This is a genomic window from Liquorilactobacillus satsumensis DSM 16230 = JCM 12392 (genome assembly GCF_001435195.1).
GTDB lineage: Bacteria > Bacillota > Bacilli > Lactobacillales > Lactobacillaceae > Liquorilactobacillus > Liquorilactobacillus satsumensis.
This window is the reverse complement of record NZ_AZFQ01000044.1, coordinates 96,504-103,108: the sequence shown is the minus strand read 5'-3', so window position 1 is coordinate 103,108 and position 6,605 is coordinate 96,504. Positions and strand designations below refer to the sequence as shown.

The following is a 6,605-nucleotide window of genomic DNA, read 5'->3' as shown; positions in this document are numbered from 1 at the left end:
TACTACTTTTTCTGGCGAAGCTCTTTATTTTGGGACTTTTGACCCAGCCCCTCTTTAAAATATTTTATAACATTGTGAATCAGTAATCCTCAATAGTCGCCTGCTGACGTTGTTTGAAAGGCTGCTTAATCCTTAATCTGGTTCATTACTTCATCAACGAAGTTATCTTCCTTCTTTTCAATACCTTCGCCAACTTCATAACGAATAAACGAAGCAACTTTACCATTCTTAGAAGCAACATACTTGCCAACTGTTTGATCAGGATCTTTAACAAATTCTTGATCAGTCAAGCTAATTTCTGATAAGAACTTATTTAAGCGTCCAACAACCATTTTTTCAACAATTTTTTCAGGTTTGCCTTCATTCAGTGCTTCTTGCTTCAAGACTTCTTTTTCATGCTCCAATTCAGCAGCCGGTACCTGTGTCCGGTCTACATACTTAGGGTTGATAGCTGCCACATGCATTGCAACATCTTTGGCAGTCGCGGTATCTGCACCATCAAGGACAACCAAAGTTGCAATTTTACCACCCATATGCAGGTATGAACCAAAGTTTTGATTATCAGCTTTTTCAACAGCTGTGAAGCGGCGTAACGTAATCTTTTCGCCAATTACCTGAGTAGCTTCGATAATTTCATCTTTGATAGTTCCCTTATCAGTAGCAATTTTGAGTGCATCATCTAAAGTAGCTGGTTTGTTTTCGGCAACCTTAGTCGCAATCTCCTTAACTAATTCTTTGAAGCGGTCATTTTGGGCAACAAAGTCTGTTTCAGCATTAACTTCAACAATTGCAGCTACATTTCCTGCAACCTCAACATCAGCTAACCCTTCTGCAGCAACGCGATCACTTTTTTTAGCAGCCTTTGCAATTCCCTTTTCACGGAGAAAATCAATTGCTTTGCTCATGTCACCTTCAACAGCAACAAGTGCCTTCTTTGCGTCCATCATTCCGACACCAGTTTTATCACGTAATTCTTTAACTTGAGAAGCAGAAATCTTTGCCATTTTTTATGGCCTCCTTAAAAAAATTATTAAAAAACTGCCTCAAACTCCCAGGCCAGTATACGCCCAATGTTTGAGACAGCCTAAGTTTATCTATTCAGCATCTTTGGAATTGTTGTTGCCTTCGACAGCTTCAACAATGTCTTCAATTGAATCTACAGATTCTTTTTTACCGTCTGCGAAAGACTTTTCTGTAACTTCTTCAGGTCCTTCTTCACCTTGATGAGCCTCAATAACTGCGTCTGCTACCATTGAAGTAATCAAACGGACAGCACGAATTGCATCATCGTTGGAAGGAATCTTGACATCAATTTCATCTGGATCAGCGTTGGTATCAACCATCGCAATGATCGGAATATTAAGCTTACGTGCTTCTTTAACCGCAATTCTTTCTTTACGTGGATCAACAATGAATAAAGCATCTGGTAAATGCGGCATGTCTTCAATTCCACCTAAGAACTTCTCAAGACGTTCTCTTTGCTTAATCAGCAATGCAACTTCCTTCTTAGGGAGAACATCGAATGTTCCATTTTCACTCATTGCTTTGATCTCTTTAAGACGTTTGATTCTCTTTTGAATTGTGTCCCAGTTGGTCAAGGTACCACCAAGCCAACGGTGGTTAACGTAAAATTGACCAGCGCGTTTTGCTTCTTCTTCAATTGCATCTTGGGCTTGTTTCTTAGTTCCCACAAAAAGCACAACACCATCATCAGCTGCTACTTGCTTAACGAATTCGTGTGCTTCGTCAATTAACTTAACAGTTTTTTGCAGATCAATAATGTAAATTCCATTACGCTCTGTGAAGATGTATTTCTTCATCTTTGGATTCCAACGACGTGTTTGATGTCCAAAATGAACACCGGCTTCAAGCAATTGTTTCATGCTAATTACTGACATAACTGTAATACCTCCGTTTTTGTTTTTCCTCCCCTGTGTTCATTAACAGCAGGACTCAAGCTGAGCACCCCACTGCCAGCACACAGAGTGTGAATTGATACTGGTAAACCAGCACCTGTAACATTGTACCTTAATAAAGCTTAAAGTTCAAGCCAGATTTTATAAATATTATTGGTTTACCAAGGTAGCCGTAGTTCCTTTTGTAACAGCTTCCTGAGCACTCTTTAAAGCAATCGTTACCATATTTTCAACAGCTGTTTCAGTATAAAAAGCCACATGTGGCGTAATTAGTACATTGTCAAGTTCCAACAATTCCTTAAAGACAGTATCCTTGAGGGGTTGATCTTTTAAGTCATGGTTAAAGATGGGACTTTCATTTTCGTAAGTATCAAGTGCCGCACCAGCAATTTTGCCATTCTTAATGCCAGCAATCAAAGCTTCAGTATCAACTAAAGCACCCCGAGCAGTATTAATGAGATAGACCCCATCTTTCATTTGTGCAATCGCCTCTGCGCCAATAAGATGATGGTCAGCTGCAGTTGCGGGCATATGCAGTGTAATCACATCAGCCTGTGCAAACAGTTCCGCATAAGAATCAACATAGATTCCTTCTTTTTTCAACTCAGGATTTGGATAAAGATCGTACGCAATTACCTTTGCACCAAATCCGCGATAGATATTGATGGCAGCGCGTCCGATTCTCCCAGTTCCAAGCACACCGACTGTCAAAGAACGCAGCTCTTTGCCAACAAATGGAGCCCAACGAAAATCATGTGCGGCAACCCGACGTCTGAAAAGTGTCGTATTACGCAATAGTTGCAATAATTGTGTAACCGAAAATTCTGCAATTGCATTTGGCGAATAGGCGGGAACATTTGTAACTAGAATGCCATTTTCTGTGGCAGCTTTCAAATCGATATTATCTACTCCGACATTTCGGATTGAAAGAACCTTGACGCCTACTTCTTTAAACTTCTCGAACATTTTTTCGGGATATGTTCCAGTTTGCAGTGTCAAAACCGCATCATATCCTGCTAAACCGTCAAGTTTTTCAGTAGTCAAAGGGGCCGCGACACACTCAACCTGTACGTCGTTTTGTTTTTCCCACGCTTTAAAATACTTTTCCTCATCACTACGAACATTAAAAGCAATAAATTTCATTACGAACCTCCAAAAAATGATCTCTATTGATACGGCAGTGCAAAGTAAGTGCAAAAACACACTATCTTTACGCATTCATTATTTTACCATGAAAACAAGACTTCTATATAATATTTACCTCTTGCAAAAGACAAATCAACTGACGTGCACTCCATGCGCAGCCAAATAGCTGAGTTTTTTTAACCGTGTCTGATGTTTGAAAGCATATTCAGCCTTAAGTGCTGCCGACTTATCAGCAAAAGGCTCAGCATAGAGCAGTTTAACTGGTCTACGCGTTCTTAACCGCGTATATTTTGCACCTTTTCCGGCATTATGCACCGCAATTCGATGCTGCACATCATTAGTAAACCCACCATAGAGTGTCCCATCCGCGCACAATAAAACATAAAAAAAATATTCTTGGATTGTTTTATTTTCCATAAATAATCTTCCTTAATAACGGCGTATATTGATTATTATCATCATACACAACGAGCGGCGGTAAAAAACGCATTCCTCGCGGGCGACCGTCTTTAATTGCTTCTACTAAGATCATATTTGCTTCTCGACCCTGTTTCGGGTAGACCAGTTGAACCCGTTTAGGAGAGAGCCGCTGGGCCTGCAGTAAACTAAAAAGTTCGCCCGCACGTTCTGGACGATGCACGAAAAACGCCTTGCCATTCATTTTAAGCAACCCACTTGTTACTTCGATAATTTTTTGCAAATCAACAGTAATCTCATGCCGTGCAATTGCTAGATACGGATTCTCATTTTTCTTACTGGTAGGTAGATCAGAGAAATACGGCGGATTACAGGTTACTGTATCGTAAGCATCCTTTTTCAAATATTTAAAGGAATCTGCTAAGTCAATGTTGAGCGCTGTAATTTGCTGTTCCAAAGAATTCAGCTTAATGCTGCGCTGTGCCATCTCACAAAGTCGGGCTTGAATTTCAACCGCTGTAATTTTACCAGTCGTTTTTGTACTTAAAAATAGGGCGACCGCTCCATTACCCGCACATAAATCGACAATTCTTCCAGCAGCATTCTTAGGCGGTGCCGCAAAATTCGCGAGCAACACCGCATCCAGGGAAAAAGAAAAAACGTCGGCACTTTGAATGATTTTAATGTTGTTTGCATATAACATATCAATTCTTTCATTATTAATTAAACACATTTTTACCCGCCTTAATTAAACTTGCAACTTCCCTCAAAATTAGGCATACTATTCACGGTAACACTATTTTTAAGAAAGGAATGTCGCTGAGATGTTCTATTCATTTATTCGTATTGTAGCACGTGTTGTTTTAGTCTTGCTAAATGGAAATGCTCATTACAAACACCGTGAAAGGCTGCCTGCAGGAAACTACATCCTGGTTGGCCCTCATAGAGCCTGGTTTGACATGCTTTATTTTGCACTCGGAGCATCACCCAAAAAATTCTCTTTTATGGCAAAAGAGGAACTATTTAAGAATCCCATCTTACGTTACATACTTGTCCATGCAAATGCTTTTCCTGTAAACCGTCAGAATCCAGGACCCTCTGCAATCAAGACTCCCGTAAAGTGGTTGAAAAAACGGGATCTTTCTTTGATTATGTTTCCTTCTGGTACTCGGCATTCTCAACAACTTAAAGGGGGCGCTTTGCTAATTTCAAAACTAGCAGGTGTCCCACTTGTTCCGGCAGTGTACCAAGGACCAGCTGATACCAAGGGCCTTTTGCGGCGCAAGCGAATCACTGTTAATTTTGGCGAACCAATTTACCTTGACCGTAAGCAGCGGCTAACAGATGCACAGCAGCAGCTAATTCTTGCCCAGATGAGCGCACGCTTTAAGCAGCTTGATAATGAGCTTGATCCAAACTATAAGTATGTTGACCCAATGAAAGCTAAGAAAAAAAATAGCAATTAAGTAACAACTGACTTTGCCCCAAATAAAAAGAAGCCCTTAAACAGGGCTTCTTTTTATTTTTTCTTACCTTGTGCCTTCATTGCGGTCATCATTTGATGCAGTTTCTTTTCAGATGGCTTCTGCCCCATTTGAAGCATCATCACTTTGAGCATGCTTTCATTGATCGGCGGGTTCTTTTTCAAGTAATTTTCCATATACTTCCGTGCCGCAAAGAAACCACCTACAAAGCCTAAAATGAGGGCAAGGATCACAATTAGCACCCAAATCGTGGTTGACATTGTATACTGCTCCTTTCACATCGTTTCAATCTTTAATTCTACACAATTACTCCCCAAAAATAAAGAGCCAACTGCGGTCAATTATACTTAATCATCCCGCAAGTTACGCTCCCGTTGAATCTTACGGACCTTCTCAGGGGTAACTTCTTTTCCATTCTTATCAAAAACACGCAGCATTTCAACATTGCTTTTAAAGGTTTTACGGAAAAGTGCAAGATAGGTTTCGCGCAAACTCTTTTGTTCATCCAGTTCTGCTTGTGTTAACCCCACCGTCTTCTTCTTTTTTGCAAGTTCGTTTATTCTTTTAATGAGTTTTTCTGGGATCTGTCCAGCCATCCCAACACCCCCAAACTTTCTGCATTTTATCAAACACGTCATATCATACATGAAAAAAGGAATTGTTTCAAATAATAAATACGAACGTTTGTTTGTAATCATCGCCAACATATGCTAGTATAACAGTAATAACTAACGATTGAGGTGTCAGATAATGACAAAAGCTTCTGAAAAAAGGCAAATGGCCGTTCTGCGGTTCATCTATGAACGCGTCAACGATAAGGGGTACCCTCCAACCGTGCGTGAAATCTGTCAGGCAGTTGATCTGTCTTCAACCTCGACAGTTCACGGACACTTGGCAAGACTTGAAAAAAAGGGATATCTCCAAAAAGACCCTACCAAACCCCGTGCCATTGAAGTCACTGCGGTTGGCTTGGAAGCTCTTGGAATTCAAGAACATGCAGATGCAATTCCAGTTCTCGGAACCGTGACAGCCGGTTCTCCTATTTTGGCAGTGGAAGAAGCTTCTGAATACTTCCCGCTACCGCCAAATATGAATTCTGCAGCGGAGTTATTTATGCTGACAATTCGCGGCAAAAGTATGATTAACGCTGGGATTTTAAATGGTGACAAGGTTATCGTACGGAAACAACGTAATGCAGATAATGGAGATATTGTGATTGCCATGACTGAGGATAACGAGGCAACTTGCAAGCGATTCTTCAAAGAAAAGGATCACTACCGTTTACAACCGGAAAATGATACAATGCCACCTATAATTTTAAACACTGTCATGATCCTTGGTAAGGTTGTTGGTCTGTACCGGGACTTCCTCTAATTCTCAGACAACCCCAAAAGTTTATAGTTTGATTCCTAAAATTTAATTGGAACCAGACTTTTCTTTTAGTATTTTTTATCACAGCTTTTAAAAATCTGCATAATTAAACTAGTAAAAAATCGCAAGACACAATCATCAAAAGGGCTGTGACAAAAGTTAAATTTTGTCACAGCCCCTCTTTTATTCCGGATAAACGTGTTCCATAAGTCAAAATTCTCCGTCTAACTTTGAATTATTCATAGCAAAATACTCGCTATCTTTGTAATTT

Annotated in this window: 9 protein-coding genes; 2 read left to right on the top strand and 7 right to left on the bottom strand. The window is 40.1% G+C overall.

Going from position 1 to position 6,605, the window contains the following annotated elements:
* Positions 1 to 125: 125 nt before the first annotated feature.
* The 5 genes from tsf to FD50_RS07415 form a co-directional block, all read right to left on the bottom strand.
* Positions 126 to 1,004 carry a translation elongation factor Ts gene (tsf, locus tag FD50_RS07435; RefSeq protein WP_056960989.1) on the bottom strand — a complete coding sequence of 293 codons (879 nt, stop codon included), beginning with the start codon at positions 1,002 to 1,004 and terminating at the stop codon, positions 126 to 128.
* A 90-nt stretch (positions 1,005 to 1,094) separates the two neighbouring features.
* Positions 1,095 to 1,898 (bottom strand): 30S ribosomal protein S2, encoded by an 804-nt coding sequence (gene rpsB / locus FD50_RS07430; protein ID WP_054756222.1) that lies wholly within the window; start codon positions 1,896 to 1,898, stop codon positions 1,095 to 1,097.
* Between the two features lie 168 nt (positions 1,899 to 2,066).
* Positions 2,067 to 3,059, bottom strand: a complete 993-nt coding sequence (locus FD50_RS07425; protein ID WP_056960988.1) for a D-2-hydroxyacid dehydrogenase — start codon at positions 3,057 to 3,059, stop codon at positions 2,067 to 2,069.
* 135 nt (positions 3,060 to 3,194) lie between these two features.
* Positions 3,195 to 3,479: a GIY-YIG nuclease family protein gene (locus FD50_RS07420; RefSeq protein ID WP_054756220.1), complete on the bottom strand. Its 285-nt coding sequence runs from the start codon at positions 3,477 to 3,479 to the stop codon at positions 3,195 to 3,197.
* The gene (locus tag FD50_RS07415; protein ID WP_054756218.1) at positions 3,469 to 4,212 is read right to left on the bottom strand and encodes a tRNA1(Val) (adenine(37)-N6)-methyltransferase; all 744 of its coding nucleotides are present in this window, start codon (positions 4,210 to 4,212) and stop codon (positions 3,469 to 3,471) included. Before FD50_RS07415 ends, FD50_RS07420 begins: the two co-directional genes overlap by 11 nt.
* Before the next feature lie 91 nt (positions 4,213 to 4,303).
* On the opposite strand from FD50_RS07415, the gene FD50_RS07410 reads away from it, so the two are divergent.
* Positions 4,304 to 4,945: a lysophospholipid acyltransferase family protein gene (locus FD50_RS07410; RefSeq protein WP_056960987.1), complete on the top strand. Its 642-nt coding sequence runs from the start codon at positions 4,304 to 4,306 to the stop codon at positions 4,943 to 4,945.
* Between the two features lie 53 nt (positions 4,946 to 4,998).
* On the opposite strand, the gene FD50_RS07405 is transcribed toward FD50_RS07410, so the two are convergent.
* Positions 4,999 to 5,223 (bottom strand): YneF family protein, encoded by a 225-nt coding sequence (locus tag FD50_RS07405; protein WP_056960986.1) that lies wholly within the window; start codon positions 5,221 to 5,223, stop codon positions 4,999 to 5,001.
* 87 nt (positions 5,224 to 5,310) lie between these two features.
* Entirely contained in the window at positions 5,311 to 5,559 is a 249-nt protein-coding gene (locus tag FD50_RS07400; protein ID WP_054756214.1) for a DUF896 domain-containing protein, read from the bottom strand.
* Between the two features lie 154 nt (positions 5,560 to 5,713).
* On the opposite strand from FD50_RS07400, the gene lexA reads away from it, so the two are divergent.
* Positions 5,714 to 6,337 (top strand): transcriptional repressor LexA, encoded by a 624-nt coding sequence (gene lexA / locus FD50_RS07395; protein WP_056960985.1) that lies wholly within the window; start codon positions 5,714 to 5,716, stop codon positions 6,335 to 6,337.
* The last annotated feature ends 268 nt before the right edge of the window (positions 6,338 to 6,605 follow it).

Bases quoted from the DNA above. Each gene is read 5' to 3' on its own strand.
- FD50_RS07425 (WP_056960988.1), bottom strand. From the start codon at position 3,059: ATGAAATTTATTGCTTTTAATGTTCGTAGTGATGAGGAAAAGTATTTT.
- FD50_RS07405 (WP_056960986.1), bottom strand. From the start codon at position 5,223: ATGTCAACCACGATTTGGGTGCTAATTGTGATCCTTGCCCTCATTTTA.
- rpsB (WP_054756222.1), bottom strand. From the start codon at position 1,898: ATGTCAGTAATTAGCATGAAACAATTGCTTGAAGCCGGTGTTCATTTT.
- FD50_RS07415 (WP_054756218.1), bottom strand. From the start codon at position 4,212: ATGTGTTTAATTAATAATGAAAGAATTGATATGTTATATGCAAACAAC.
- tsf (WP_056960989.1), bottom strand. From the start codon at position 1,004: ATGGCAAAGATTTCTGCTTCTCAAGTTAAAGAATTACGTGATAAAACT.
- lexA (WP_056960985.1), top strand. From the start codon at position 5,714: ATGACAAAAGCTTCTGAAAAAAGGCAAATGGCCGTTCTGCGGTTCATC.
- FD50_RS07410 (WP_056960987.1), top strand. From the start codon at position 4,304: ATGTTCTATTCATTTATTCGTATTGTAGCACGTGTTGTTTTAGTCTTG.
- FD50_RS07420 (WP_054756220.1), bottom strand. From the start codon at position 3,479: ATGGAAAATAAAACAATCCAAGAATATTTTTTTTATGTTTTATTGTGC.
- FD50_RS07400 (WP_054756214.1), bottom strand. From the start codon at position 5,559: ATGGCTGGACAGATCCCAGAAAAACTCATTAAAAGAATAAACGAACTT.